The following is a 26102-nucleotide window of genomic DNA, read 5'->3' as shown; positions in this document are numbered from 1 at the left end:
GCGCCAATCATCCGGCCATGAGCCTGCAGGAATATCGCCGCAAGCGGAACTTCACCAAGACACGCGAGCCCTCTCCGGAAGGCTCCTCGCGCGGCAAAGGGCGGGCGATCTTCGTGGTTCAGCTGCACCACGCGTCGCGGCGGCATTTCGACTTTCGCCTGCAGGTCGGCGATGTCCTGCGCAGCTGGGCCGTCCCCAAGGGCCCGAGCTACGACCCGAAGGTGAAGCGCCTCGCCGTCGAAGTCGAGGACCATCCCGTGTCGTATGCCGGGTTCGAAGGCGAGATCGAGGAAGGCTATGGCAAGGGACACGTCGACACGTTCGACCGTGGCGTCTGGTCCACCGCCGGGGATGCCGAGGCGCAGCTGCTCAAAGGTCATCTCACCTTCGAGCTCTTCGGTGAACGCCTGAAGGGGAGCTGGCATCTGGTGCGCAGCGGAAAGAAGGAGCGTCAGCCGTCATGGTTCCTGATCAAGGCGGAGGACGCCTACGCAAGCGATATCGAGGCCGACGATCTGCTCGACGCAAACATGCAGGAAAGCACCCGTCGCGCACAGAAGTCTCCGGTAGCCAGGGCGTCGGCACGGAAGAAGACGCCGGCCACCAAGGCGACGTCGAAGACCCGTCGCGTGCCTGTCGCGACGCTGACCACGGCGGCCGGCGCACTGGAAGGCGCACGCAAGGCCAAGGCTTCCACTGACTTCTTTGCGCCACAGCTCGCACGCTTGCGCGAAACGCCACCGCAAGGCGACGCCTGGTTGCACGAAGTGAAGTGGGACGGGTATCGCATCCTGGCCAGCGTCGCCAAGGGCAAGGTGATGCTGTGGTCGCGCAATGCCCTGCCCTGGAACGATCGCCTGCCGGAGATCGTCGCCGCCGTTGAAGGCCTGGGCCTGGACAGCGCGCGCCTCGATGGTGAACTCATCGCGCTGGATGCGCAGGGTCGCAGCGACTTCAATGCCCTCCAGCGCACCCTGTCCGGCGAGATGCAGGCGCCGCTCGCGTACATGCTTTTCGACATGCCCTATCTGCAGGGTTACGACCTCGGCAAGGTCACGCTCGAGACACGAAAGGCCTTGCTCGAACGTTTGCTTTCGCATGCACCGCGCCTGCTTTCGTACAGCGGGCACCATCTCGGTGGCGGCGACGAGGTGTTCGCCATGGCCATGGAGCAGAAACTCGAAGGCATCATCTCCAAGCGTGCCGACGGCGGCTATCACCCGGGACGCAACGACGACTGGCTGAAGATCAAGCGCCTGGAGAGCGACGAGTTCGCGGTGGTCGGTTACACACCGGCCAAGGGCTCGCGGCTGACGTTCGGTTCGCTGCTGCTGGCCAGGCCCGATGCGGATGGCGGCTGGACCTATGTGGGGCGGGTCGGCACGGGCTTCAGCGACGACATGCTGCGTGAGTTGGGCAAGACGCTGGCCAAGGGTGGATCGAAGAAGCCGACCGTGCGCATCGACGCCGTCGACCCGACGCTGCGCGGTGCACTCTGGGTGCCGCCGACGGCGGTGGCCGAGGTTTATTACCGCGGCATCGGCAACAAGCATCTCCTGCGCCAGCCCAGCCTGAAGGCGCTACGGGTGGACAAGGCGCCCGGCGACCTGCGCGACTCCGATCGGAAGCCTGCGCCCAAGCGAGGCGCCAAAGCCGCCGCCGCAAGCAAGTCCGCAGCCGCCGTCGCCTCGCCGGTCGTCATTACCCACCCCGACCGCGTCGTCTTTCCTGACGACGGGATTACCAAGCAGCAAGTGGTCGATTACTACCGCGCCGTCATGCCCTGGCTCCTGCCCGCCATCGCCGACCGGCCGACCTCGACCATTCGTTGCCCGGGCGGCATCGGCTCGCCATGCTTCTTCCAGAAGCATGTGATGGCAGGCCTCGAACACGTCGGCACCGCCAAACTGAAAGAGGAGACCGGCGCGCAGGCGGTATACCTGTATCCGCGGGACGCCGCCGGGGTGATCGAGCTGGTCCAGTTTGGCGCCGTGGAATTCCACCCCTGGGGCTCGCACATCGGATCGCCCGACATCGCCGATCGCGTCGTCTTCGATCTCGATCCCGGCGAGGATGTCGAGTGGCGCCGCGTGATCGCAGCGGCGCGCATGGTCCGCGGCTTTCTCGAGGAGCTGGGGCTGGTGTCATTCGTGCGGACGACGGGAGGCAAGGGGCTGCACGTCGTCGTTCCCCTGAATCCCGGAGCCGACTGGGTGACGGTGAAGAGCTTCGCCCGCGGCTTCGCCGATACGCTGGCACAGCTGCATCCGCTGGAATTCGTCGCCACGGCGAGCAAACGATTCCGGCGCGGCAAGATCTATGTGGACTATCTGCGCAACGGGCGCGGCGCGACCGCGGTCGCCTCCTATTCCCTGCGTTCCAGGCCGGGTGCCCCCGTCGCCGTGCCGCTGCGCTGGGAGGAACTGGGCAAGCTCAAATCCGGCAACGCCTTCGACCTGCTCACCGTCCCGAAGCGCCTGGCGCGCCTCAGGAAAGACCCGTGGGAAGGCATCAACGCGCTAAAACAGGACCTCGAAGCGGTCAACGAGGCGCTCGCGGCACGCTAGCGGGACGATCCAAGTAAACTGCGGCCTCATTCTTCCGTGACGACCCTATGTTCGTTTCGCTCCCCCGATTCCTGCGCATCCCCCTCGCCTGCCTGCTGCTGTTCACCAGCACCGTGCTGCACGTGGGGCCGCTCCTGCTGCTGACGGCGGTCCGCCTGCTCATTCCGCTGCGCTCGATGCGCAACGCGTTTGCGCCGGTCCTGGTGCTGATCGCGGAGAGCTGGCTGAGCGTCAATGGCTGGCTGTTCGGCGCCTTCACGCGCACACAGTGGCAGGTGGAGGGCCTGGACGGCCTGAGCACGCGTGAGAACTACCTGGTCGTCTGCAACCACCAGAGCTGGGTGGATATCCCGGCGTTGCAGCGGATCTTCAACCGACGCATTCCCTTCATGCGGTTCTTCCTGAAGAGCCAACTGATCTGGGTGCCGCTGCTCGGGCCGGCCTGGTGGGCGCTGGACTTCCCTTTCATGAAGCGTCATTCGAAGCAGGAACTGGAAGCGAAGCCGGAGCTGCGCGGCAAGGATCGTGAAGCCACGCGCCGCGCCTGCGAGAAGTTCAGCCACGTACCGGTGTCGGTGATGAACTTCACCGAAGGCACGCGCTTCACCAAGGCCAAGCACGACGCGCAGAAGTCACCTTATACGCACCTGCTGCGCCCGAAGGCCGGCGGCGTCGCTTTCGTGATCGATGCCATGGGCGATGCGATCCGCCAGATGCTCGACGTCACCATCGTCTATCCGGCCGGGCCAGGCACGATGATGGACTTGATCGCCGGCCGCATCCGCGAGGTACGCATCCATATACGCCGCCTGGCCATCGATCCGTCGATGCGCGGCGACTACGAGAACGATGCGGTGTATCGCGAACGCTTCCAGAACTGGGTGAATCAGCTCTGGGCCGAAAAGGACGCGCGTATCACGGCGATGCTCGCCCGCTAGAGAGCGAGCCATGGCAGGAACAGGGTCATCGACGATTGTGGGAGCCGATTCATCGGCGATGGGGTGCTTGCCGAAACCTGGCCCGCTGCCGCGGGATCGCCGATGAATCGGCTCCCACAATGAATCGGCTTCCACAATGAATCGGCTCCTACCGGTAGAGCGACGGGTTATTTCGCGGCTTCTTTTGCCAGGACGTCGTCGAGTCGTTCGCGGCCGGCGTCCGCATAGGTCTTGCAGGTCTTGCCTTCGCCCTGCTCGGGATGCGGCGTGATCAGCAGGTCGCAGGGCAGTGCGGCGACGCGGTCGAAGGTCTTCCGGTACTCGGCGACATAGGCCGGGTGATCGCTGAAGCGATAGCCGTCCGCCGCGAACGCGTACAGGCTGTCGGCAAAGGCGATGTTCTTGCACGATGCACCTTCGCACGACTGCCAGGTCCATGCCGTACCTCCTGGCGTATGGCCCGGCGTGATGTGTGCGGTGAGCGTCAGCGGCCCCACCCGCACCACACTGCCGTCGACGATGTCGCCAATGGCATCGACCTTCGGATAGGGCTTGTCGGTCGGGTCGTACTGGGGATCCTCGGGATACCGTCCGCCGACCCGCATTGCCGCGGCAGCCTTCGCCGTCGCGCGCACGGGTGCGCCGCTGTCCTTCGACAACTGGGCGATCGCTCCCGCGTGGTCGTGGTGCGGGTGGGTGTTGAGGATCAGCTTGATGTCTTCGACGCGGAAGCCGAGCGCACGGATGTTCGCTTCGATGAGTTTCGCGTTCGAGACATAGGGCGCATCGATCAACACATGCCCTTGTGGCGAGGTGATCAGGATGGCCGACAGGCCCTTCGTCCCGACGAAGTAGGTATTGCCGTAGACCACGTGTGGCGCGACGGGCTGGGTCCATGCCGGATTGGCGCCGATGACCACCGGCGCGGCGTCATGAGCGAAAGCGGGCAGGGCGAGGCAGCAGGCTAGGGCGAGAAGGGTGCGGCGCATATCGGTAGTCCCTGGGGAAAGCGGAGGGCAGGATAGGCGAGTGGGTGGGGCGTGGGCGTGCCGGCCGGCGGGCGAAGTTGTGGCAACTGGCGATCGCCGATGAATCGGCTCCTACACGAGCAGCACGTCAGGCGGTTGAAGAGCGGCGTTGGCGGGCGCGCCAGAAGAGGAAGCCGGTGACGAGGAGGAACATCGGAAGCAGGCCGGTGAAGCAGGCCACGATGCGCCAGAGCAGGCCGCCCACCGCCGCCGAATGGATCGGGAACAGGGCATTGGCCAGGCGCAGGCCCGGGCCGAGTTTCGTGGCGTCATCGCCACCGATGACGCGCGCGGCCATTGGATCCATCCACAGCGAGCTGCGGCCGTCCTTGTTCCATTCGCCGGGACGACGGATGCGGAGCACAACCGTACCGTTGTCCTTCTGCGGCAGCATCAGGCGAGTGATTTCGGCGTCGGGCGCGGCCGCCTGGGCGGCGGCGAGGACGGCCGGCCAGTCGATGTCATCGTGGCCGGCCGGCAGCTTCGGCGGCTTGGCCGGCGGCGCCTCGCCGAAGGCCGAAGCCAGGCCACTGCGCACCGCACCGCGATACGCCATCGTGGTGCCGGTGCCGATCATGACGATGAGCAGAGGCAGGGCGGCGACGCCGACGAAACGATGGAAGCTCGCCCAGCGCAGGATCGGCGGCTGCGTATGCGGCTTGAGGTGCCTGAGGGCGCGCCGGCGCCCGGGCCAGTAGAGCCACACGCCCGAGAACAGCATGAACAGCCCCGTGCATGCGACGACACCGAGCACGGTCTCGCCCACTTCGCCGCTGAGCAGGTGGGTGTGCCAATCCATCAGCATCAACATCACATCGCCGGTCTTCTCGCGACGCAGGAGCAGCTCGCCGGTCGTCGCATCGAAGTAGCTGCGGCCACCGCCTCGGGACATCGCTTCCCATACGGGAAGCTCATCGTCTGGCAGGGAAAGCCCGCGCAGACCCTTGCCATCCGGGGAGGCGAGCAGGGTCGCGAGCGAGTGGCCTTGCGTCGCGAGATCCGGCAGGGGGCGTGAGGTGAGCTGGGGATGGCCCGCCGCGAACAAAGGGTCTTCCCACAGCAGCACGCTGCCGGAAAAGGTGACCAGCGCCAGCACGAGGCCAAGGCTGAGACCGAGCCACAGGTGCATCGTTTTCAGCGCGGAACGGAAACGGCGCGGGTGCGGCATGAAGACGGCCTTGCGGAATGCGAAAGGCCGTCATCGTAGGTGCGAATGATTCTCAGATCAATTAACAGGTTCTTGCGAGCACGCGGGCCTTACGTCGGCCAGTGGTTGTGCAGGATGCACTGGGTGAAGTCGGTGCGCTTGAAGCCGGGCTGCTTATAGGCCATGACATCGGCTTTCACGTTGCCGAAGGTGGTTTCCGGTTTGTTGCGCACGCCGTTGTAGAAGGCGTCGATGATGCCTTCCTTAAAGGCGCCGCCACGCGGGTGGATCTCGGCGACGGTCTCGCGGTCGCTGGTCGCCACGTTCTCGAAGCCCAGGCCGAGCACGTCCATTTCGACGCCGGCGGTCACCAGGGCGATTTCCGGTTTCATGTGCTGCGGCACGCCGGGCGTGGTGTGCAGCGCGATCGAGGCCCAGACGATGTCGATCTGGGCCTCGTCGATGCCCTTCGAACGAAGGAAATCCCGGGCGACATTGGCGCCGTCGACTTCGAAGCGCTCGGTCTTGCTCGAATAGGCCGGTACCAGACCCATGTCGTGGAACATGGCGCCGGCGTAGAGCAGCTCGGGATCGAAGACCAAGCCCTTGGCCTTGCCGGTCAAGGCACCGAACAGGAAGACGCGGCGGGAGTGGTGGTACAGCAGATCGCTCTCGGTATCGCGGACCAGATCGGTGATCTCGCGGGCGAGCGCGCTGTCGGGAATGGCGATGCCGGCAATGGTGGTGGACATGGCGTTGGGCCTCATGCGGTGGGTGAGCCTATTGGACCCCCTCCAGCAGCCGTCTTGATTTGACGTGACGTATCATTTTCTGCCATGTTGCGTTCCATGCAGTCGCCACCGCCCCTCATGATCGTCATCGTCGCCCCACCCGGCGTGCAGATGCTTGACGTTTCCGGGCCCGCCGATGTCTTTGCCGAGGCCAATCGTCAGGCCCGGCGCGAGGTGTACCGGGTGCTCACGGTAGGCACCGCCCCCCTGGCGGTCACCGCCTCGTCCGGCATGCGCTTCCTGCCGGACCGTAGCACCCTGGACACCCTCGACCGGATCGACACCTTGCTGGTCGCCGGGTCGCCCGATCTTTCCCGGGCCGCCACCGACTTCAGCCTGATCGACTGGCTGCGCCGGCACGCGGCGGTGTCGCGTCGTTACGGTTCGATATGCAGTGGCGCCCTGCTCTTCGCGCAGACCGGCCTGCTCGACGGCCGCCGTGTCACGACGCACTGGAAAGTGGCCAGCCTGCTCGCCGAGCGACACCCCTCCCTGGCCGTGGAGGCGGATGCCTTCGTCGTTCGCGATGGTCCCGTGTGCACCGCAGCGGGCGTCACAGCTGGCATGGACCTGGCCATCGCCCTGGTCGAGGAAGACCTCGATCGCGACATCGCCATGGCCGTGGCCGCCGAGTTGGTGGTGTTCTACCGGCGCCCGGGCGGGCAACTGCAGTTCAGCCGCCATGGCGAGGCGGCGCCCGCCGGCCGGGGCGCCCTGCAGGAACTACAGCGCTATGTGGCCATGCACCCGGCCGAGGAGCACTCGGTCACTGCGATGGCCCAACGTGTCGGCATGAGTCCGCGTCACTTCGCGAGGATCTTCCGCCATGAAGTCGGCATGACGCCGGCGGAATTCGTCGAGACGATGCGTGTGGAAGCGGCAAGACGCCTGCTGGAAGAGGGGCACGAGACACCCAAGCGTGTCGCTACCCGCTGCGGTTATGCCGATCCCAATGGCCTGCGCCGCGCCTTCATGCGCCGCGTCGGCGTCACGCCCGCCGAGTACCGCAAGCGACACGCGCACGCACGCACGGCGTGACACCCGGCCGTCCGAACGTCAGAGCTCGATGATGCCCCGGCGCAGGGCGATGGCGACGGCATGCGTGCGGTCGTTGGCCGACAGCTTGGCGAGGATGCTCTTCATGTGCGCCTTGACCGTCTCCTCGGCGATGCCCAGCGCCACCGCGACATCGCGGTTGGCTTCGCCCGTGGCGACATGCGTCAGCACCTGCGTTTCGCGCGGCGTGAGCTCGTCGTCGTCGGCATGGCCGGCCATCTCGTGGGCGATCTCTTCGGGCACGCGGCGCTTGCCATCCATGATCTGGCGGATGGTGCTGAGCATGTCCTTGCGCAGTTCGCTCTTCAGCAGGTAGCCCTGGGCGCCGGCCCGAAACGCCCGCAGCGCCTGCACATCGCCGCGGTAGGTCGTGAGGACCAGGATGCGCGCATCCGGGAACTCGCCACGGATCGCTTCGATCGCCGCGATACCACCGATACCGGGCATCTGCAGATCCATCAGGGTGAGGTCGGGGCGATACTCGCGATAGCGGTCGATCGCCTCCTCGCCCGTGCTTGCCTCGGCGACCAGCTCGAGCTCGTCCTGGCCTTCGATGACGGCGGCAATGCCCTCTCGCAGCAGCGGATGGTCGTCGACGGTCATGATGCGGATAGGCGGCATGGTCGGAGTATAACGACACGGCCTGCACTCCGACCTTGCGAGCATCGACCCATGGCGACCCCGCGCGACAGCAAGAAGGCCAAGGCCCCCGGCACGATCCGCACCGGCATGGGTGGTTGGGTCTTCGCGCCGTGGCGTGGCGTGTTCTACCCGGACGACCTGGTGCAGAAGCGCGAGCTGGAATACGCCAGCCGGCACGTCACCGCCATCGAGATCAACGGCACCTACTACCGTGCGCCGGATGCGGCGACATACCGGAAATGGGCTGCGGAAACGCCCGAGGGCTTTGTTTTCTCGGTCAAGGCGCCGCGCCACATCGTGCAGATGAAACAGCTGGCGACGGCGGGTGAGCGGATCGAACGGTTTGTCGACGGCGCCAGTGCGCTTGGCGACCGTCTCGGCCCGATGCTCTGGCAGTTCCTGGCCACGCGCGCCTTCGATCCGGACGACATGGCCGCCTTCCTCGACCTGCTGCCCGAGAAGGCAGGGGGCGTGCCCCTGCGTCATGCCGTCGAGGTGCGTAACGAGAGTTTCATGGACGATCGCTGGTTGGCACTGGCGCGCGACCGCGGCGTGGCCACCGTGTTCACCGACTCGTCCGAGCATCCGTCCTTCGCCGACCTCACCGGGCCCTTCGTGTATGCGCGACTGATGGGCAGCAGGGCTAGCGAGAAGAACGGCTATCCGGCCAAGGAACTGAAGGCCTGGGCGAAACAGGCCAGCACGTGGGCAGCCGGTGGCGATCCCCTGGATCTGCCTCATGTGGACGAGGCATCGGCCAAGGGCCCGCCCCGGGACGTCTTCATCTATTTCATCTCGGCGGCCAAGGAGCGCAACCCTTCGGCTGCCGTGGCGCTCGGCAAACTCGTCGACAACGCATAATCTCCCTCTTTTCCAAACGGACGACCCATGGACCGTCTCATCCAGAACACCCTCATCGACCTTTTCGCCGAGCGCGGCGTGGCGCTCGAGGCCGACGAAGACTGGTTGCTCACCGAAGGCGACGACTACCCGGCCCTGCGCGGCATCTGGCACGAAGGCAAGGACGGCGGCATGGGTCGCCTGGACCTCGACATCGTGCTCGACGAGGAGCGGACCATCGAGGAAAGCTTCGGCGGTATCGGCGGCGGCAAGGCCGGTTGTCGCGACGCGCTGGACAGTTTTGCGCGCAACGATTTCCACGTCGTCCTGGCGGCCTGCTGGCATACCGTGAACAAGGACAAGCTCGCCGTCCATGAATTGACGGCGGGCGTGCATCGCTTCACCGCGTACATCGGCGACTTCACGTTACGCGGCGAGAAAGACGCCCCCATGGAAATACCCGAGGACGGCCTTTCCGCCCTGGAAGCGGCGATTTCCACGGCACCGCTGACCAACGACGTCCACTGGATCCGCGTGTTTTACGGCAACGTCGGTGACGGCAAGACCCAGGTCGAGGTGTTGCTCGACAACGAACCCTGGGCCGCCGGGCACAAGGCGGTCGCCTCGGTGGAGTGGCCGCAGCACGATCGCTACTACAGCCTGCGTAACTTCATCGCACTGGTGCCTATGGACTGATGACCTGGACACCTAGATAGGGAATATCGAGGTGCGGCTCGCGTCCGTTGCGGTTTATGCGAATGAAGAACGGCTTTCCCACGTTTCCGTCGTCGGGAATCAGGTAACCCTGCAGGGACGTTCCCCCGGGTGTCAGGGTCGTCTGGATGTAGTTGACTACACCGTTCCACCAATACTGTGACTCCGTGGTGCTCGGGTCGTACATCCGAGCCTGGACGGAGCCGAAGGTGATCGGCTTACCCGCCTGGTCCAGCAGCTCGATCACGACCTCGACGGGCACGAGGTCGCCGATGGGTACGGACGGGCTTCCGCGGTCGATGATCCGAAAGCGGGTCGCCACCTGGGTCGAGATCGTTATCGTGAAGTCGGCGAACACCGCCGCTGGATCGCCACTCTCCGGTGCTGTCGCCCTGACGATGAAGATTCCGGGTTTCTTCCCGGAAACGAGGAGATCCGTAGCAAGCGCGAATCCGTCCCCACCTCCTGTAAGACCGACACTGCTGCCGATCGGCTCACCATCCAGCACGAAGGCCGACCCGGTTTCTTCGTCGTCGATGATCCTGTAGTCGATAAAGACACCTTCCACGGGTGCGCCCGCCGCATTGGTCGCCCGAACCAACAACTTGTTCAGTGGTGCGTCGGCATCTACCGTGGCGTCGACGAGGGTATACGCCGTCAGCTTTGCAACGGAGTCGGCAACCCGTGCCCGATGTTCCGCATGAAATGCGTTGAGTTTGTCTTGCAACTCCTTGGCAATGGCGCGAGTTTTCATCTGAAATTCCTTTTCAGCGTGAGCCGCCCGTGAGGGTCGTGACGAAGCGGCAAGAAGCAGGCTTGCCGCCTTGCCGACCCTACAACGTCGGAACATGCGTCAGTGAATCGGATTCGTATTTTCGATAGAGCGATACGGCATACGAGAACCTATCCGATTGATTAGCGCCTGAAGCGTCCGCGCCTCAGGCGATGGAACCGCCACCATCCACGATGATCGTCGAGCCGGTGGTGAAGGGCGTCGCCGCAGCGTAGAGAATGGCGTTGGCGATGTCCTCGGGCTCGCCCGCGCGCTTGGCCGGAAGCTTTTCGGCCACCGCGGCGAACATTGCTTCGCGCTTGTCGTCATCCATGCCGCTCCACAGCGGTGTGCGGATCATGCCGGGCGACACGGCGTTGACGCGTACGGGTGAGAATTCGAGGGCCATGCCGCGCACCAGACTCTCCAGCGCAGCATTGATCGCCCCCTGCAACACCGACGTGGCGCTCGGACGCACGGAGAGGAAACCCGAGACGATCGTCAGCGAGCCTCCATCGCGAATCCGCGCCGCGCGGGCGACGCGATACGCGCCCCAGAACTTGCTCTCCATGGCCTTGTGCGCATCTTCCAGTGATAGCTGGCGTACGGGACCGCTCGGGGTCTTCGCCGCCGACACCACCACATGGTTCCAGGTATGCGCGGCCAGGAAGCTCTCGACCGCCTGCGCGTCTCCGGTGTCGAGCACCTCGGACCGCGCACCGTCACCGATCTCCTTCAGCGCGGCCGCCAGCTTGTCGCTGGAACGGGAGGCGATGGTGACGCGCGCACCCGCCGCGGCGAAAGCTTTTGCGGTGGCCAGGCCGATACCGGAGCTGCCACCGACCACTAGGACGTCCTGGTTCGTGAAGGAGAACATGGTGAGCCTCTGCAAGCGGGAAGAAGGTGGGAACACTATGATCCTTGCCCGAGAGCCGACAAAGGCTCGTGACGCCGAAAGACTCTTGCCCGGGGCCGAAGAATGATCGACAACCTGTTGGAGCTGACCGTGTTCGCCCGCATCGTTTCGGCGGGCAGCCTGTCCGGCGCGGCCCGCGAACTCGACCTCTCCCTGGCCGTGGTGAGCAAGCGCCTGAGTGCGCTGGAAACGCGGCTTGGCGTCCGCCTGCTCCAGCGCACCACGCGACGGCAATCGTTGACCGAGGAGGGCGAGGCCTTCCATGCCCGCTGCGTCCGCATCCTGGCTGAGGTGCAGGAGGCCGAGGCGGCGGTGTCGCGCAGTCGCGATGCGGTGGCTGGCGTACTGCGAGTGACCGCGCCACGGGCATTCGGACGTCGCCGGATCGCACCGCTCACGGTGGCCTTCCGCCTGGAGCATCCCGGACTCAGCGTGCATCTCACGCTCACCGACGCCCTGGTGGATATCGTCGACGAGGGCGTCGACCTGGCCATCCGATTCGGCAGCCTGGCCGACTCGTCGATGATCGCCCGTTCGCTGGCACCTAATTTTCGCGTGCTGTGCGCGGCGCCTTCCTATCTTGCACGGCGCGGCCTGCCGGCCGAGCCCGTGGCGCTGGCCAGTCACGACTGCATCGTGTTCGGCGAGCAACCCACCCGCGAATGGCACTTCCAGCATGCGGGCGAGCCGGTCTCGGTACGCGTCAGTCCTGCCTTCATCACCAATGACGGCGAGGCAGCTCACACGCTGGCCCTTGCGGGCGGAGGCATCGTGCAGAAATCGATCTGGGATGTGGGTGACGATCTCGGCAGCGGGCGCCTGGTGCGCGTGCTGCCCGACTACGCGATTCCTGCTGCGCCGTTGCAGGCGGTCTATGCGAATGCACAGCATCTGGCGCCGAAGGTTCGGCACTTCGTCGAATTCTGTGCGGAGCGGTTGAAGGACGAGTGGCGCTGGGGATAAAGCATCGCCGATGAATCGGCTCCTACAGGGAGCAGGGTCTGCCTCGATTGGTAGGAGCCGATTCATCGGCGATCCCGCGGCAGCGGGCCAGGTTGCCTACAACAACCCGGACCACTCCTCAGGCTTCATGATCGCGAACAACCCATCACGCGCCGTCCGTCGCGCCAGTCGCAGCACTTCCGCATCGCGCGAGAACAACACACTCGCCCCCGATGCCGCGGCAAGCTCCAGGAATTTCTGATCGTCCGGATCGCGGCACCTCGGTAACGCCACGCCAGGTGACGCACCCGGCGTCGCGCCAGCCTCGTCCAACCCGGAACCGTCCAGCAACGTCACCAGCCGATCGAAACGCGACACCGCTTCCTCGCGCTGCGCTTCATCGAGTTTCAACGCCGGATACGCCAGCACGCCAAGCCATTCGTCACGGCAGTCCGCGCGTGTCACCGCTTCGACAGTACCCGTGGCAAGCGCCGCGACGAGCGTCGCGGCGCGTGGATCGTCGAACACGAAGGCGTCGAGACAGACGTTGGTGTCCAGCACGACGCGCATGCGATCAGGCCGCCGATCGTTCGGCGAGCTTCGCATGCTGGGCGGCGACGATCGAATACGACTCCTTGCGGGCCGCATGGTCGAAGATCTGCGCGGTGATGATGAGTTCGTCCGCACCCGTGCGTTCGATGAACTCGGCGAGGCCCTCACCGACCGTGTCCGGTGAGCCGACCACGGCACAGGACAACGCATGATCCACCTGCGCTTTCTCCATCGGCGTCCAGACACCGTCCATCGAATGGACCGGCGGCGGGAGCTGGCCCGGCGCGCCACGGCGCAGGTTCCAGAATGCCTGCTGCTGCGAGGTGAACAGGCGACGCGCTTCGGCGTCGGTTTCCGCGGCGACCACGTTGATGCCGAGCATCGCGTACGGCTTGTCGAGCACCGCCGACGGACGGAACATGTGCCGGTACACCTCCAGCGCCTTCATCATCATGTCCGGCGCGAAGTGCGAGGCGAAAGCGAACGGCAGGCCGAGATGCGCGGCGAGCTGTGCACTGAACAGGCTGGAGCCGAGCAACCACAGTGGCACATTGGTGTCCATGCCCGGCACGGCACGCACCGTCTGCCCCGGCTGCTGCGGGCCGAGGAAGAGCTGCAGCTCCAGCACGTCGTCGGGGAAGCGGTCGTCGCTGGGGCCCATCGAACGGCGCAGGGCGCGCGCCGTGCCCTGATCGGTGCCCGGTGCGCGGCCGAGGCCAAGATCGATGCGCCCCGGATACAGCGAGGCCAGCGTGCCGAACTGCTCGGCGATGACCAGCGGCGCATGGTTCGGCAGCATGATCCCGCCCGAGCCGACGCGGATGGTCTTGGTGCCTTCGGCGATGAAACCGATCACGACCGAGGTGGCGGCGCTGGCGATGCCGGTCATGTTGTGGTGCTCGGCCAGCCAGTAGCGATGGAAACCGAGGGCTTCGGCGTGCTGGGCGAGATCGCGCGAGTTGCGCAGCGATTCACCGGGGTTGGAGCCGCGCGCCACCGGGGACAGGTCGAGTACCGAGAACGGAATCATCCGCAGACACCTCTTGAAAGGGGGAGGCGGGCGAACCGCCAATCCGTTCCAGATGGGCGGCGAGGGGGCGGTTTGCAACCCTCACAAGCGATTCCAGGGAAACAATCCGTTCGGCGGAACGATGCTCCGCAGCCCGTGACCGGGGAGGAAAATACACCGATCCACTCACCCAGTCCGGTAATTCCGGGGGAGCTTCACATGATCGACGTCCGCATCTTCAACAGCCTTGGCGGTGCCAACCACGGTTGGCTCGACGCGAAGCATCATTTCTCGTTCGCCTCGTACAACGATCCGAAGCGCATGGGCTGGGGCGCGCTGCGCGTCTGGAACGACGACACCATCGCCGCCGGTACCGGGTTTCCGCCGCACCCGCATTCGGACATGGAGATCATCACGTATGTCCGTGAAGGCGCGATCACCCACGAGGACAGCCTGGGCAACAAGGGCCGTACCGAGGCGGGCGACGTCCAGGTGATGAGCGCCGGCACCGGCATCCGCCACGCCGAGTACAACGCCGAACCGGAGGCCACCCGGATCTTCCAGATCTGGATCATTCCGGACGGTGAGCGCAAGGCACCGTCGTGGGGTACCCGTCCGTTCCCGAAGGGCGCACGTTCGGGCCAGTTCATCACCCTGGCCAGCGGTATGCCCGGCGATGACGACGCCCTGCCGATCCGTACCGACGCGCGCGTCCTCGGCGCCAGCGTCAAGGCCGGCGAGACCGTGGAGTACACGCTGGGCGAAGGTCGCTTCGCGTACATGGTTCCGGCCGAAGGCTCGGTCGAGATCAACGGCAAGACGCTCAACAAGGGCGACGGCGCCGCGATCCGCGACGAGACCACGCTGCGCATCACCGCCTCGGCCGATGCCGAACTGGTGCTGGTCGACAGCGCGGCGTAAGTGACACCGGGGGTATGCTGTGGGTCATGATGACCCACGGCATGTCCTACCTCGACAATCCCATCCTCGACACCGACAGCTACAAGGCCAGCCACTGGCTGCAGTACCCGCCCGGCACCGACGCCACGTTCTTCTACGTGGAATCGCGCGGCGGTACCTATGAGAGCACGGTGTTCTTCGGCCTGCAGGCTGTCCTGAAATCACGCCTCGGCCGCGTCGTTACGCATGCGGACGTCGACGCCGCACGCGACTTCTTCGCCGCGCATGGCGAACCCTTCAATGAGTCCGGCTGGCGACGCATCGTCGAGGTGCACGGTGGGCGGCTGCCGGTACGCATACGCGCCGTGCCCGAAGGCAGCGTCGTGCCGACTCATCAGGCCCTGGTGACCATCGAGTCGACCGACCCGGCAGCCGCCTGGCTACCGTCCTATCTCGAAACGCTGCTGCTTCGCCTGTGGTATCCGGTGACCGTCTCCACGATCAGCTGGCAAGCACGGCGCACGATCCTGCAGTACCTGGAAAAGACCTCCGACGATCCCGCCGGGCAGATTGCTTTCAAGCTGCATGACTTCGGTGCGCGCGGCGTGTCCAGCGCCGAGTCCGCCGGACTCGGTGGCATGGCGCATCTGGTCAACTTCATGGGCACGGACACCGTTTCGGGCGTCCTCGCTGCGCGAGTGTTCTACGGCGAACCGATGGCCGGCTATTCGATTCCCGCCGCCGAGCACAGCACGATCACCAGCTGGGGCCGCGAGCACGAGGTCGATGCTTACCGGAACATGCTCAAGCGCTTCGCGAAGCCCGGCGGGCTCGTCGCCGTGGTCTCGGACAGCTACGACATCTACCACGCGATCACCGAGCACTGGGGCAAGACGCTGCGCGAGGAGGTGATCGCCTCCGGCGCCACCGTCGTCGTGCGTCCCGACTCCGGCGACCCGGTCGAGGTCGTCCATCGCTGCGTCAGCCTGCTCAACGACGCCTTCGGCAGCACGGTGAATGGTAAGGGCTTCCGCGTGCTCAACCATGTGCGCGTCATCCAGGGCGACGGGGTCAATCCGGAAAGTATCCGGGCGATCCTCGAGCGCATCACCGGCGCGGGCTACTCGGCGGATAACCTCGCGTTTGGCATGGGCGGCGCGCTGCTCCAGAAGCTCACGCGCGATACCCAGAAATTCGCACTCAAGTGCTCGGCCGCGCGGATCGACGGCGCGTGGCGCGACGTCTGGAAGGATCCCGTCACCGACCAGGGCAAGATGTCCAAGCGCGGCCGCATGACCTTGGTGCGTCATCGCGAGTACGGCAGCTACCGCACCGTGGCCTTGCCTGATGACGCCGTGTCGCTGTCGCCGGCCGATCTCGAACCCGGCTGGGAAGAGGCCATGGTTACCGTGTGGGAGAACGGTGAGCTATTGCGCGACTGGACGTTCGCGGAAGTGCGCGAACGTGCCGCCGCTGGACGCTGAGCGACCACCCGATTTTTGTAGGAGCCGATTCATCGGCGATAGGGTGCTCGCCGAATCCTTGCCCGCTGCCGCGGGATCGCCGATGAATCGGCTCCTACCGTTTGGGGCGGAGCTTATGGGGCGGCGGGGGGTGTGGGGGGAGCGGTGCCGGCGGCGCCCTTTTTCGTCATCAGCCCCTTGGTGAACAGGTAGGCGGCTGTCTGGTAATACGTGATCGCATCCTTCGCATCGACCGGATTGGCCTTCGCGACGGTGGCATCGCCCGAGACCAGGTCGGGCGTCATCTCCTTCACCGGCTCGCGCGGGATCAGCGAGGTAAGACGACCGTCGCGCATATAGCCGAGTTCCTGGTACGTACTCAGGAACGTACGCTCACGCCCCGGTTCCAGCTTGAACAGGTCGTAGCCGTAGAAGTGCGAGGTGTAGCTGAAGTTCAACAGCCCGAGCACGGTGGGCGGGATGTCGATCTGGCTCATCAGGCGATCGATGCGACCCGGCGCGATGTGCTTGGGCGAGTAGATGAAAAGCGGAATGTGGTACTTGTCCACCGGCAGGCTGGTCTTGCCGGCGCTGCTTGCGCAGTGATCAGCGGTGATCACGAAGATGGTGTCGTCGAACCACGGCTTGGTCGATGCCCGCTTGAGGAAATCGGCGATCGCCCAGTCGGTGTAGCGCACGGCGGAGTTCCGCGCGCCCTGCTTCGCGTTCACGCGACCTTCGGGGAAGGTGTACGGGCGATGGTTCGACGTGGTCATGACATGACCGAAGTACGGCTTGCCCTTCGCGTACGACGCGTCCATCCGCTTCATCACGAGGGTGAACAGATCCTCGTCGGCCACGCCCCAGACGTTCTCGGCGTGGATGTCCTTGCTGTTGATGACGTTGCGGTCGACCGCCGTATAGCCATTGCTGGCGAAGAAGTGGTTCATGTTGTCGAAGTAACCGTAACCGCCGTAGACAAACTCGGAGGTGTAGCCCTTCGCATTGAACACGTCGGCCAGYGAATTGAGGTTCTCGTTACCCGGGCGCTTGACGATGGACTCGCCCGGCGTCGGCGGCACGGACAGCGACAAGGCTTCGAGCCCGCGCACCGTGCGCGTACCGTTGGCATAGAGCTGGGTGAAGAACAGGCTCTTCGCGGCCAGCGCGTCGAGGTTGGGCGTGAGTCCCATGTGCTTGCTGACGTTGAGGCCTTCGACGTAATCGCCGGACAGGCTCTCCACGCTGATCAGCACCACATTCAACTTCTTCTCGGTGCCATCGGCGGTGATCGTCCGCGTGATGTCCTTCGGATCGTTGCTGGTGAAGGTGGCGTTCGGTGTCTTCACCAGTTCGCGCAGGTTGCTGAAGGCCTGGTCGTCGGGAATCGTCGGGTAGTACTTCGCGTAATCCAGCTCGTTGTTCCGGAACGCGGCGAAGAACTGGTAGATACCATTGCCGGCCAGCTCGTTGACGTAGTTGTTGGTGGAACGATCCTTCATCGAGCCGTCCACGGCGAAGCTGACCGCCACGGTCAGCACCAGCCAGACCCCGACCACGGCCGAGCGACCGGCGAAACGCGAGCCGCCATCCCGGGCCCGGAGCGTGCGCCGGCTGAAGAAGACCACCAGCACCGTCGCCAGCAGTAGCAGCAGCGACCAGGTGACGATCGGGTAGGACTCCTGGATGTTGCCGACCACTTCGTGCGTGTAGACCAGATAGTCCACGGCAATGAAGTTGAAGCGGGCGCTGAACTCCCCCCAGAACACCAGCTCGGCGGCGCCCAGGTACAACACGGCGAAGGTCAGAACGAAACAGAAACCCAGGAAGATCCGGTGGCCCCAGGTCGACAGGTAGGCTCGGCGCGGCAGCAGCCAGAGCACCAGCAACATCGGCCAGGCGAAATAAAGGAAGGTCACCAGGTCGTAGCCCAGGCCGACGGCGAACAGGTACAGCCACTTGCCCGGCTCGCGGGGGATGTCGTGTCCGGTCTTGATCAGCAGGATGAGGCGGACCAGGAAGGCCACGCCGACGAACAGGACGCCGAACCACAACAGGGGCCGAAAACGCTGGCGCAGGACGCCCGGGGCCGAAGAATCAGAACGCATGGTGCCTCACGGAAGGACGCCAGCCGGAAAGCGGGCAGGGTAGGCCAGGAGGGTAGAGAGGGCGCCTTACGCAAGGCTTTCCCGAACCTTATCGTAAGCTTTTGCTGTTGGTGAGAGTAAGAATGAACGATGGCGCGCTCACGGCCTGCCGCCTGTACGCGCTCTGTGGCACCCTACACGGCCTTACGAGAACCAACGGAGTCGCGGACGCAGTGGAGCACGAGACGAGGGCAGAGCTGCCAGTGAACGACGTGCCCCTGACGAAGCCCGCGCTTTACGCGACCCTGCTGCGTCGCGCCGGCGGCCCTTTGCTGTCCCTCCTGCTGCTCTGCCTGGCGCTGTGGGCGTTGCACGCCATGGCCACCGAGGTCACGTACCGCCAGATCGGTGCGTATGTGCACGGCCTGCCGAACACGGACATCGCCCTGGCGATCCTGCTGACAGGCGCCGGCTTCGCGGTCATGACCCTGTACGACTGGTTCGGATTGGCCAGCATCGGACGGCGCCTTCCGGCGAAGCGGGTCGGCTTCATCTCGTTTATCAGCTACGCCTTCTCCAATGCGCTGGGCATGTCCTTGCTGGTGTCCGGTTCGATCCGTTATCGCTTCTACGTGCAGGCCGGGTTGAGCACAGGCGAAGTCGCCCGCGTGGTGCTCTACACCACGCTGAGCTTCTGGCTCGGCCTCGCCGCCCTGACCGGCGTGACGCTGCTGATCGTGCCAATCCCGGCGGACGTGCCGCTGTCGGGCCTGCGCATCCCGCTGGCGATCGTGCTCACCCTGGTCCCGCTCGCCTGGTTCGCCGCCGCGGCGCTGGTGCGTCGGCCGATCCGGGTCGGGCGCTGGGCGTTCAGCACGCCGACCCCACAGGTGGCCGCGCGCCAGATCCTTATCGGCGCGCTGGACTGGGGGCTGGCCTCGGGTGTGCTTTATGTCCTGATGCCGCAGGAAATCGTCGGCGGCTTCGGCCACTTCCTGGCGATCTTCGTGCTGGCCCAGATGGCCGGTCTGATCAGCCATGTGCCGGGCGGTCTGGGCGTGTTCGAGGCCGTCATGCTGGCTGGCTTCGGCGCCACAGGAAACCACGGCCTGGAAGCGCCGATCCTCGGCTCGCTGACCGCCTTCCGCCTCGTGTATTACCTCCTGCCATTGGGCGTGGCCACGCTCATGGTGATCTGGCGCGAGATCCGTGCCCTTCGCCACACCGCCCTGATCACACCGTGGTTCAGTGGCCTGCTGCCGCCGTTCTTCGCCGGGCTGACCCTGATCTCCGGCGCGGTGCTGCTGTTCTCGGGCGCGACCCTGGCGATTCCGGGGCGCATGGAGATCCTGCGCGGCTTCGTGCCCCTGCCCCTGGTCGAGGTCTCGCATTTCCTCTCCAGTGTGGTCGGCATGCTCCTGCTGATCCTCGCGCGCGGGCTGCAGCGTCGCCTGGACGCCGCTTACGTGCTGACGCTCGTGCTGCTGATCGTCGGTGCCGTGCTGTCCCTGCTCAAGGGCATCGACTATGAGGAAGCGACGCTTCTGTCGCTGCTTGCCCTGGCGCTGGCCCCGGCACACCGCCATTTCTACCGCCGTGCCTCGCTGTTCCGCGCCAGCTTCTCGATGGGCTGGATGGCGGCCATCGCCGCCGTGCTCGGCTGCGCTACCTGGCTGGTGTTCTTCAGCTTCAAGCACGTCGAATACAGCAACAACCTGTGGTGGGAATTCAGCTTCCACCACGGCGGTGCACCGCGCGCCCTGCGCGCCCTGGTCGGCGCGACGGCCGTGGTGATGTTGTTCGCCCTGGCTAACCTGATCCGTCCCGTGCGTACCCGTCGCGCCCTCCCCGGCGATGCCGACCTGGCCCGCGCCATGCCCTTGCTCAAGCATTTCTCGTCGGCCCAGGCCCACCTCGCCCTGGTCGGCGACAAAATGCTGATGTTCGCGCCGGATGACCGCGCTTTCATCATGTACGACATCGAAGGCCGCAGTTGGGTGGCCATGGGCGACCCGGTCGGCGAGAACGAAGATGCGCGCCGCGAACTCGTCTGGCGCTTCCGCGAGGAATGCGAACGTGCCGGCGGCTGGCCGCTGTTCTACCAGGTACGCCCCGAAGACCTCGACCTTTACCTCGAAGTCGGCATGAGCCTGCTGAAGATCGGCGAAGAAGCGCGCGTGCGCCTGGAAACCTTCAATCTCGACGGCAAGTCGAAGAAGACCCTGCGCGGCACGGTGAACAAGCTCGCCCGCGACGGCCTGCGCATGGAGATCGTGCCTGTCGAAGACGTACCGGCGTTGCTGCCGCGCCTGAAGCTGATCTCCGATGCGTGGCTGCGCGACAAGAAAGTACGTGAGAAGCGTTTCTCGCTCGGCCTGTTCGACGAGCGCTATCTCTCGCGCACCCCCATGGCGGTGGTCTGGCACGGCGATGAGCCCGTCGCCTTCGCCAATGTTTTCGTGACGGTCACCAAGGAAGAAGCTTCGGTCGACCTGATGCGCCACCTGCCCGACGGACCCTCCGGCATCATGGATTTCCTGTTCATCGAAATGATGGTCTGGGCGAAAGCCGAAGGCTATCGCTGGTTCAACCTTGGCATGGCTCCGCTTTCGGGTCTGCAGAATCGCCGCACGGCACCGCTGTGGAGCCGCTTTGGCGCCATGGTGTTCGGCCGCGGCGAGCGTTTCTACAACTTCCGCGGGCTGCATCGTTACAAGGACAAGTTCGATCCCGAGTGGGAGCCGCGCTACATCGCCGTCGGCGGTGGTATCGGCTTGCCCCTGGCGCTGGCGAACGTCGCCAGCCTGATCTCGGGTGGCCTGGGCGGCGTGGTGCGTCGATGAAACGTGTCCTGCGCTACCTCCTGATCGCCATCACGGCGGCGGTCGTTCTCGGCCTGCTCGCCTGGCACCCGTGGAGCCGTGCGTCGATGGAAGTGTCGACCGTGGAACTGCCCGCGCTGAAGGCTGCGCCGACGGGTCAGGAAGACCTGCTCGTGGTCATCTATTCCGGCGACGGCGGCTGGTGGGATCTCGACCAGCGCCTGGGCGCGGTGTTCACCCAACGCGGCATTCCCGTGGCGGGGGTGAGCACCTTCAAGTACTTCTGGCGCTATCGGTCGCCGGACGAGTCGGCCCACGATCTCGACCGCCTGCTGGATCGCTATACCGCGCAGTGGAACAAGCAGCGCGTGCTCCTGATCGGTTACTCCTTCGGTGCCGACGTGCTGCCGACCATCGTCGGCAAGCTGCGCCCGGACAACCGCGCGAAGCTCAGCCAGCTCGTGTTGCTCTCGGCCAGCCGTGACGTCAACTTCGAGATCGAGCTCGAGGGTTACATGCAGCAGGGCTGGTGGACGACGCACACGCATAACCTGCTGCAGTGGCTGAATCCCGTGGTCCATACCGATGCCGTCCCGCCGATCCTGGCGCTTGGCGGCAAGCCGCCGATGGCCTGCTACTACGGCACCGAAGACGCGGCCGATAGCGGCTGCACCGATCCGAACCTGCCTGCGTTCGTCACGGTCTACAAGAAAGCCGGCTCGCACCATTTCGACGAGAACTACGAGCAACTTGCGACCGAGTTGATCGAGCGCATGCCAGCCGCCACGACACCCGTCTCCACGTCGCATTAACGCGTTTCGGGCCTTCGGGCCCGTGAAGAGCTGTCACGAAACGTTCACGGCCGCGCCACCGGAATTTTCTCTTTTCCGGATCAGGCTGGTCACTCGGGCGGGACGAAGGCAGGAGACGATCGATGCAACGAGAACCGGGAAAGCGAGACTACGGATCCTCCGATTGCGCACGCCTGCGCAACCTTGCGAGCCGTGGCGTGCCCGTCACCCAGGCCGCGCCGAAGCCGGCCCCGCCAACACCGCCGCGTGACGTCCGCGAACATCGCGTGCGACCGCGCCCCGAGCGCTATACCGGCGCATGAGCCCTTTCGCATGGGCGGCGCCGACGTCGGAAATAAGCAGGCATTTTTAAGATTCCTCCTATATCCGTCGTCGGCGCACCTACGCAAGATAGATCCCGTGTCCCGCCCGGCGAAAGCCTGACGGGACGACCGAATCGCCGATGACCGATCCGACGGCAGGATGCCGTCAGTCCCTAGTATCAGGATCGATCCCCCCTTCATCGGCGATAACGCCGCGCCGGCTTCGTCGGGCCGCGTTTTGGTGTGGCTCATGCCACCGGACCCAGGGACGTCCTTCATGGCCCTCCGCGTGAGCGCGAGGGCCATGTTTTTGCCTGCCCGTCCTGGCCTGGGCTAGCATCGCCCGATGGGATGCCTGCCTCTACCGCTGTTCATGCTGCTCGGTCTCGGGATCGGCTATCTGGTCGATTCACGTGCCGGTGCGGTCTGGGGCGGTGGCATCGGCCTGGTGATCGGCCTCGTACTCACGGCACTACTGGTACGCGCCATGCGCAAAGCCAACCGCTAACCGCGACCCATCCTCCAACCGCTAACCATGCTCTGGTAGGAGCCGATTCATCGGCGATCCCGCGGCAGCGGGCCAGCCTGCCTCGCCGAATCATTGCCTCGCTTCGCAGGGATCGCCGATGAATCGGCTCCTACCCGGACATCGGGCGCTAGCTCTTCTTCCCGAAGAACACCGACACGCCGATACCGGCGACGACGGAAGGTCCATGCGTGCCGAGACGATGCAGCGCATACGCATCCAGCTGCGCATGGTCACCGATCGTGTAAGCCACCCCACCGCCGGCCTGTAGCTCGTTGCCGTCCTCGGCATCGTGGATGGCATCCGTCTCCACGTAGGCCATCCAGTTATCACCGAACTTGCGGCCGAAGGTCGGTGCCAGGGTCCAGGTGTTGCGGCCCTGCAGACGATCGACGTTGGCGAACAGGGTTCCCTGCCAGGTGTCGTTCGGCTTCCATTGGCCGGTGACACCCAGCGTGTACTGCTTCGCGCCGTTGCTGAAATCCTGGTCGCCGTTGGCGAACGTCACCTGGCCGAGCGCTGCCCAACTGAGACTGCCGGCGTCGGCCGAGCCGCCCGGGGCGATCTTGAGTCCGACGCTGGTATCGCCGTGGCCCACGGCATGGCGCCGTGAGTCGCCGCCACGCTCTTCGAGCCGGTTCCATGCCGACCCGCCCACCTGCAACTCGGCCGGGCCGCCAAGACCGATCCTGACCAGACTGTCGGCGGTGTAGGTCTTGTCGAGCAGCCCGTCCTGGCGCTGACGCTCGTAGGTAGGCAAGCCCTGCTCGAGCGCCAGCGTGCCCACGGGGAGCACGCTGGTGGCGAAGCCCGCGCCGGGCCGGTCGAAGTCCGGCGGATCGGCGAAGGCGGGTGCCGATGCGAGGCAAAGGAGGGCGGCGACGATCGGAAGAGGGCGCAGGTTCATGCGCGCATTGTGGCTATCCGATGTCGCCGTGTCGTGCAGGGCCTCAGGGCGCTTTCACCACCGGGAAGCTTTCGTCGACCGCGATCGTGGCCTCGGCGGCAATGTCGCTGGCCGAGCGCCCCAGCTTCACCGCGTAGGTACCGGGGGCGACGCGCCAACGCTTGCCTGCGTCGTCATACCGGGCCAGCGCCAGCGGTTCGAGCGTGATGTCGATACGGCGGCTCGCACCCGGTTTCAGCGCGACCTTGCTCCAGCCCGCCAGACGCCGCGTGGCCGCGCCGGGCGCGGTGACGTAGACCTGCGGCACATCGGCCGCCGCGGTCTTGCCGGTGTTCTTCACCGTGACATGGGCGACCGGGTGACCCTTCGCGTCCTTGTCTACTTTGAAGTCGCTGTAGGCGAAGCTGGTGTAGGTCAGGCCGTAACCGAAGGCGAACAGCGGTTCGCGTTTGGTCCTTTCAAACCAGCGGTAACCGACGTCCGCGCCTTCGATGTCGTAGTCGACGTTGTCGGCCGGCTTGGCCTTCGAATACAGGCCCGCGGCCTGGATCGTCGGACGCGGCAACTGGGCTTCGTCCTTCGGCCAGCTGACCGGCAGGCGGCCCGACGGCGAGGTTTCACCGTAGAGCAGGCGCGCGATGGCTTCGCCGCCGCCCGAGCCGGGATACCAGGCCTGGAGGACCGCACCGACGTTATCGAGCCACGGCATCTTCACCGCGCCGTTGGTTTCCAGCACGACCACGGTCTTGGGATTGGCCTTCGCGACCGCGGCGACCAGCGCGTCCTGACCATCGGGAAGGCTCATGTCGGGCACGTCGAAGGATTCGGCCGCCCACTGGGTCACGAAGACGACCGCGACATCGGCACCCGCGGCCGCCTTGGCCGCCGCCGCGGGATCCGTACCCGGATCGAAGCTGACCTTGCCGCCGAGCTTCTGCATGAAGGTGAGCGGTGCGGAGGCGTGATAACGCACCGGGCCCGGCCAGCCGGTCGGCTGGAGTCCCGGGACCGGGTCGCCGCCGACGTCGGTGACGGTCGAGGAACCGCCGCCGGCCAGGACGCCCTTGTCCGCGTGCGCACCGATGACGACCACCGACTGGCCTGTGCGCGAAAGCGGCAACAGGCCGGCCTCGTTACGCAGGAGGACGGCGCCGGCTTCGAGCGTATCGCGGGCGATCTTGCGATCGGCGTCGTACGGCACAGGGGTGGTGGGCTTGGTCGGGATCGGGTCGTCGATCACGCCGTGGGCGAACAGACTGCGCATGATCCGCCGGGCCATGTCGTCCAGGCGTGCCTTCGGCACCTCGCCCGAGGCGACGGCGGCGCGCAACGGCTTGTCGAAGTACACCTCGGCATCGAACACCTCGCCGGCCGATTCCTGGTCCAGGCCGGCGAGTGCCGCCTTGGCGCCGCTGTGCACGCCGCCCCAGTCGGACATGACGAAGCCCTTGAAGCCCCATTCCTGCTTGAGCACCTGGTTGAGCAGCCAGTCGTGCTCACCGGCGAAAGTGCCGTTGACGCGGTTGTAAGACGACATGACCGAGCCCGGATCGCCATGCGCTATGGCGATCTGGAAGGCGAGCAGGTCGGATTCGCGCAGGGCGACCGGATCGATGTCCGAACTGAGCGTGTTGCGGCCGGACTCGAGGTCGTTGATGGCTAAATGCTTGGTCGTCGCGACGATTTTCTGTTCCTGGATGCCCTTGATCGTGGCGCCGACGATGGTGCCGGCCAGGATCGGATCCTCACCCGCGTACTCGAAGTTGCGCCCATTGCGTGGATCGCGCACCAGGTTCACGCCACCGGACAGCAACACGGCATAGCCCTTGCCACGCGCCTCGCCACCGATCATGCGACCACCGGCGTGTGCCACGGCGGTGTCGAAGCTGGCGGCGGTGGCCAACCCGGCAGGCAGCGAGATCGCGCCCTTGCCGTCGATGCCCGGCTTGTTCACGCCGAGCCCGGCGTCGGTCTCGTTGATGGCGGCCAGGCCGAGACGCGGGAAGGCGGGCACATAACCCGCGCCGCTGACCGCGCCTTCCGGCACGCCGTGCTTGTCGCTGGCGAGGCCGAAGTCGGAGCGGATGAGGCGAAATTTCTCATCGTCGGTCATGGCCGCGACCACGAGCTCGGCGCGGCGATCCACCGACAGCGAGCGATCCATCCACGGCCTGGCGGGCGGTGAGGCCGCGCTGGCGCTGGCGGCGAGGCCGACGGTAATGGCGAAGGCGAGGGCGGTGCGGCGGGCGGTATCGGGCATGGTCGGGAAGTCGATCCGTTGGGAAGCCTCCACGTTCGTTCAGTAACACGTTTATCGCAACCCACGAGACCGCTTCGGGTTAGTCTCGAGCTTGACCCGTGGCCCGCCA

At 65.6% G+C, this 26102-nt stretch carries 23 protein-coding genes; 12 read left to right on the top strand and 11 right to left on the bottom strand.

Annotation, left to right across the window (positions count from 1 at the left end; all coding sequences use genetic code 11):
* Window positions 1–17 precede the first annotated feature (17 nt).
* Together ligD and AC1DYM_RS07725 are read left to right on the top strand one after the other, a co-directional pair.
* Window positions 18–2567 (top strand): DNA ligase D, encoded by a 2550-nt coding sequence (gene ligD, locus AC1DYM_RS07730; protein ID WP_477337393.1) that lies wholly within the window; start codon window positions 18–20, stop codon window positions 2565–2567.
* Between the two features lie 47 nt (window positions 2568–2614).
* Window positions 2615–3505: an acyltransferase gene (locus AC1DYM_RS07725; protein ID WP_477337392.1), complete on the top strand. Its 891-nt coding sequence runs from the start codon at window positions 2615–2617 to the stop codon at window positions 3503–3505.
* Between the two features lie 167 nt (window positions 3506–3672).
* On the opposite strand, the gene bla is transcribed toward AC1DYM_RS07725, so the two are convergent.
* The 3 genes from bla to AC1DYM_RS07710 all read right to left on the bottom strand — a co-directional run bounded on the left by bla (window position 3673) and on the right by AC1DYM_RS07710 (window position 6432).
* Entirely contained in the window at window positions 3673–4494 is an 822-nt protein-coding gene (bla, locus tag AC1DYM_RS07720) for a subclass B3 metallo-beta-lactamase (RefSeq protein WP_477337391.1), read from the bottom strand.
* 127 nt (window positions 4495–4621) lie between these two features.
* Window positions 4622–5701: a PepSY-associated TM helix domain-containing protein gene (locus AC1DYM_RS07715; protein ID WP_477337390.1), complete on the bottom strand. Its 1080-nt coding sequence runs from the start codon at window positions 5699–5701 to the stop codon at window positions 4622–4624.
* Window positions 5702–5790: 89 nt separating this feature from the next.
* Window positions 5791–6432 carry an HD domain-containing protein gene (locus tag AC1DYM_RS07710; RefSeq protein ID WP_477337389.1) on the bottom strand — a complete coding sequence of 214 codons (642 nt, stop codon included), beginning with the start codon at window positions 6430–6432 and terminating at the stop codon, window positions 5791–5793.
* An 84-nt stretch (window positions 6433–6516) separates the two neighbouring features.
* Here AC1DYM_RS07710 and AC1DYM_RS07705 point away from each other — a divergent pair, with 84 nt between their 5' ends.
* Window positions 6517–7509 carry a GlxA family transcriptional regulator gene (locus tag AC1DYM_RS07705; protein ID WP_477337388.1) on the top strand — a complete coding sequence of 331 codons (993 nt, stop codon included), beginning with the start codon at window positions 6517–6519 and terminating at the stop codon, window positions 7507–7509.
* Between the two features lie 18 nt (window positions 7510–7527).
* Here AC1DYM_RS07705 and AC1DYM_RS07700 read toward each other — a convergent pair whose 3' ends face one another.
* Window positions 7528–8148, bottom strand: a complete 621-nt coding sequence (locus tag AC1DYM_RS07700) for a response regulator (protein WP_477337387.1) — start codon at window positions 8146–8148, stop codon at window positions 7528–7530.
* 51 nt (window positions 8149–8199) lie between these two features.
* Between AC1DYM_RS07700 and AC1DYM_RS07695 the strand changes: the two genes are divergently transcribed.
* Both AC1DYM_RS07695 and AC1DYM_RS07690 read left to right on the top strand, forming a co-directional pair.
* Window positions 8200–9030 (top strand): DUF72 domain-containing protein, encoded by an 831-nt coding sequence (locus AC1DYM_RS07695; protein ID WP_477337386.1) that lies wholly within the window; start codon window positions 8200–8202, stop codon window positions 9028–9030.
* A 27-nt stretch (window positions 9031–9057) separates the two neighbouring features.
* Complete coding sequence (locus AC1DYM_RS07690; RefSeq protein ID WP_477337385.1) at window positions 9058–9705, top strand: DUF6348 family protein; 648 nt, start codon at window positions 9058–9060, stop codon at window positions 9703–9705.
* Here the strand turns inward: AC1DYM_RS07690 and AC1DYM_RS07685 are convergent.
* Together AC1DYM_RS07685 and AC1DYM_RS07680 are read right to left on the bottom strand one after the other, a co-directional pair.
* A complete protein-coding gene (locus AC1DYM_RS07685) occupies window positions 9695–10477 on the bottom strand; it encodes a hypothetical protein (protein ID WP_477337384.1) in 783 nt (260 codons plus the stop codon). The genes AC1DYM_RS07690 and AC1DYM_RS07685 overlap by 11 nt on opposite strands.
* A gap of 184 nt (window positions 10478–10661) precedes the next feature.
* The gene (locus AC1DYM_RS07680) at window positions 10662–11372 is read right to left on the bottom strand and encodes an SDR family oxidoreductase (RefSeq protein ID WP_477337383.1); all 711 of its coding nucleotides are present in this window, start codon (window positions 11370–11372) and stop codon (window positions 10662–10664) included.
* A gap of 102 nt (window positions 11373–11474) precedes the next feature.
* Here AC1DYM_RS07680 and AC1DYM_RS07675 point away from each other — a divergent pair, with 102 nt between their 5' ends.
* Window positions 11475–12374 carry a LysR family transcriptional regulator gene (locus AC1DYM_RS07675; protein ID WP_477337382.1) on the top strand — a complete coding sequence of 300 codons (900 nt, stop codon included), beginning with the start codon at window positions 11475–11477 and terminating at the stop codon, window positions 12372–12374.
* A 96-nt stretch (window positions 12375–12470) separates the two neighbouring features.
* Here AC1DYM_RS07675 and AC1DYM_RS07670 read toward each other — a convergent pair whose 3' ends face one another.
* Together AC1DYM_RS07670 and AC1DYM_RS07665 are read right to left on the bottom strand one after the other, a co-directional pair.
* Window positions 12471–12923: a putative toxin-antitoxin system toxin component, PIN family gene (locus AC1DYM_RS07670; protein ID WP_477337381.1), complete on the bottom strand. Its 453-nt coding sequence runs from the start codon at window positions 12921–12923 to the stop codon at window positions 12471–12473.
* A gap of 4 nt (window positions 12924–12927) precedes the next feature.
* Window positions 12928–13935 carry an LLM class flavin-dependent oxidoreductase gene (locus AC1DYM_RS07665; RefSeq protein WP_477337380.1) on the bottom strand — a complete coding sequence of 336 codons (1008 nt, stop codon included), beginning with the start codon at window positions 13933–13935 and terminating at the stop codon, window positions 12928–12930.
* A 198-nt stretch (window positions 13936–14133) separates the two neighbouring features.
* Between AC1DYM_RS07665 and AC1DYM_RS07660 the strand changes: the two genes are divergently transcribed.
* Together AC1DYM_RS07660 and AC1DYM_RS07655 are read left to right on the top strand one after the other, a co-directional pair.
* A complete protein-coding gene (locus AC1DYM_RS07660) occupies window positions 14134–14835 on the top strand; it encodes a pirin family protein (RefSeq protein ID WP_477337379.1) in 702 nt (233 codons plus the stop codon).
* Window positions 14836–14876: 41 nt separating this feature from the next.
* The gene (locus tag AC1DYM_RS07655; protein WP_477337472.1) at window positions 14877–16298 is read left to right on the top strand and encodes a nicotinate phosphoribosyltransferase; all 1422 of its coding nucleotides are present in this window, start codon (window positions 14877–14879) and stop codon (window positions 16296–16298) included.
* A 113-nt stretch (window positions 16299–16411) separates the two neighbouring features.
* Here the strand turns inward: AC1DYM_RS07655 and AC1DYM_RS07650 are convergent, their stop codons facing one another.
* A complete protein-coding gene (locus AC1DYM_RS07650; RefSeq protein ID WP_477337378.1) occupies window positions 16412–18385 on the bottom strand; it encodes an LTA synthase family protein in 1974 nt (657 codons plus the stop codon).
* A 242-nt stretch (window positions 18386–18627) separates the two neighbouring features.
* Between AC1DYM_RS07650 and mprF the strand changes: the two genes are divergently transcribed.
* From mprF to AC1DYM_RS07630, 4 genes are all read left to right on the top strand, one after another.
* A complete protein-coding gene (mprF, locus tag AC1DYM_RS07645; RefSeq protein ID WP_477337377.1) occupies window positions 18628–21207 on the top strand; it encodes a bifunctional lysylphosphatidylglycerol flippase/synthetase MprF in 2580 nt (859 codons plus the stop codon).
* Complete coding sequence (locus AC1DYM_RS07640) at window positions 21204–21998, top strand: virulence factor family protein (RefSeq protein ID WP_477337376.1); 795 nt, start codon at window positions 21204–21206, stop codon at window positions 21996–21998. The genes mprF and AC1DYM_RS07640 overlap by 4 nt, the downstream gene beginning before the upstream one ends.
* 122 nt (window positions 21999–22120) lie before the next feature.
* A complete protein-coding gene (locus AC1DYM_RS07635; RefSeq protein WP_477337375.1) occupies window positions 22121–22300 on the top strand; it encodes a hypothetical protein in 180 nt (59 codons plus the stop codon).
* Window positions 22301–22646: 346 nt separating this feature from the next.
* Window positions 22647–22808, top strand: a complete 162-nt coding sequence (locus AC1DYM_RS07630; protein WP_477337374.1) for a hypothetical protein — start codon at window positions 22647–22649, stop codon at window positions 22806–22808.
* 148 nt (window positions 22809–22956) lie between these two features.
* Here the strand turns inward: AC1DYM_RS07630 and AC1DYM_RS07625 are convergent, their stop codons facing one another.
* Together AC1DYM_RS07625 and AC1DYM_RS07620 are read right to left on the bottom strand one after the other, a co-directional pair.
* On the bottom strand, window positions 22957–23733 hold the full coding sequence (locus AC1DYM_RS07625; protein ID WP_477337373.1) for a transporter: 777 nt from the start codon (window positions 23731–23733) through the stop codon (window positions 22957–22959).
* A 43-nt stretch (window positions 23734–23776) separates the two neighbouring features.
* Window positions 23777–25993: a glycoside hydrolase family 3 C-terminal domain-containing protein gene (locus AC1DYM_RS07620; RefSeq protein WP_477337372.1), complete on the bottom strand. Its 2217-nt coding sequence runs from the start codon at window positions 25991–25993 to the stop codon at window positions 23777–23779.
* Window positions 25994–26102: the final 109 nt, after the last annotated feature.

This window comes from Luteibacter sp. P1_D3 (genome assembly GCF_056406135.1).
This window is presented reverse-complemented; position numbering and strand designations above follow the sequence as displayed.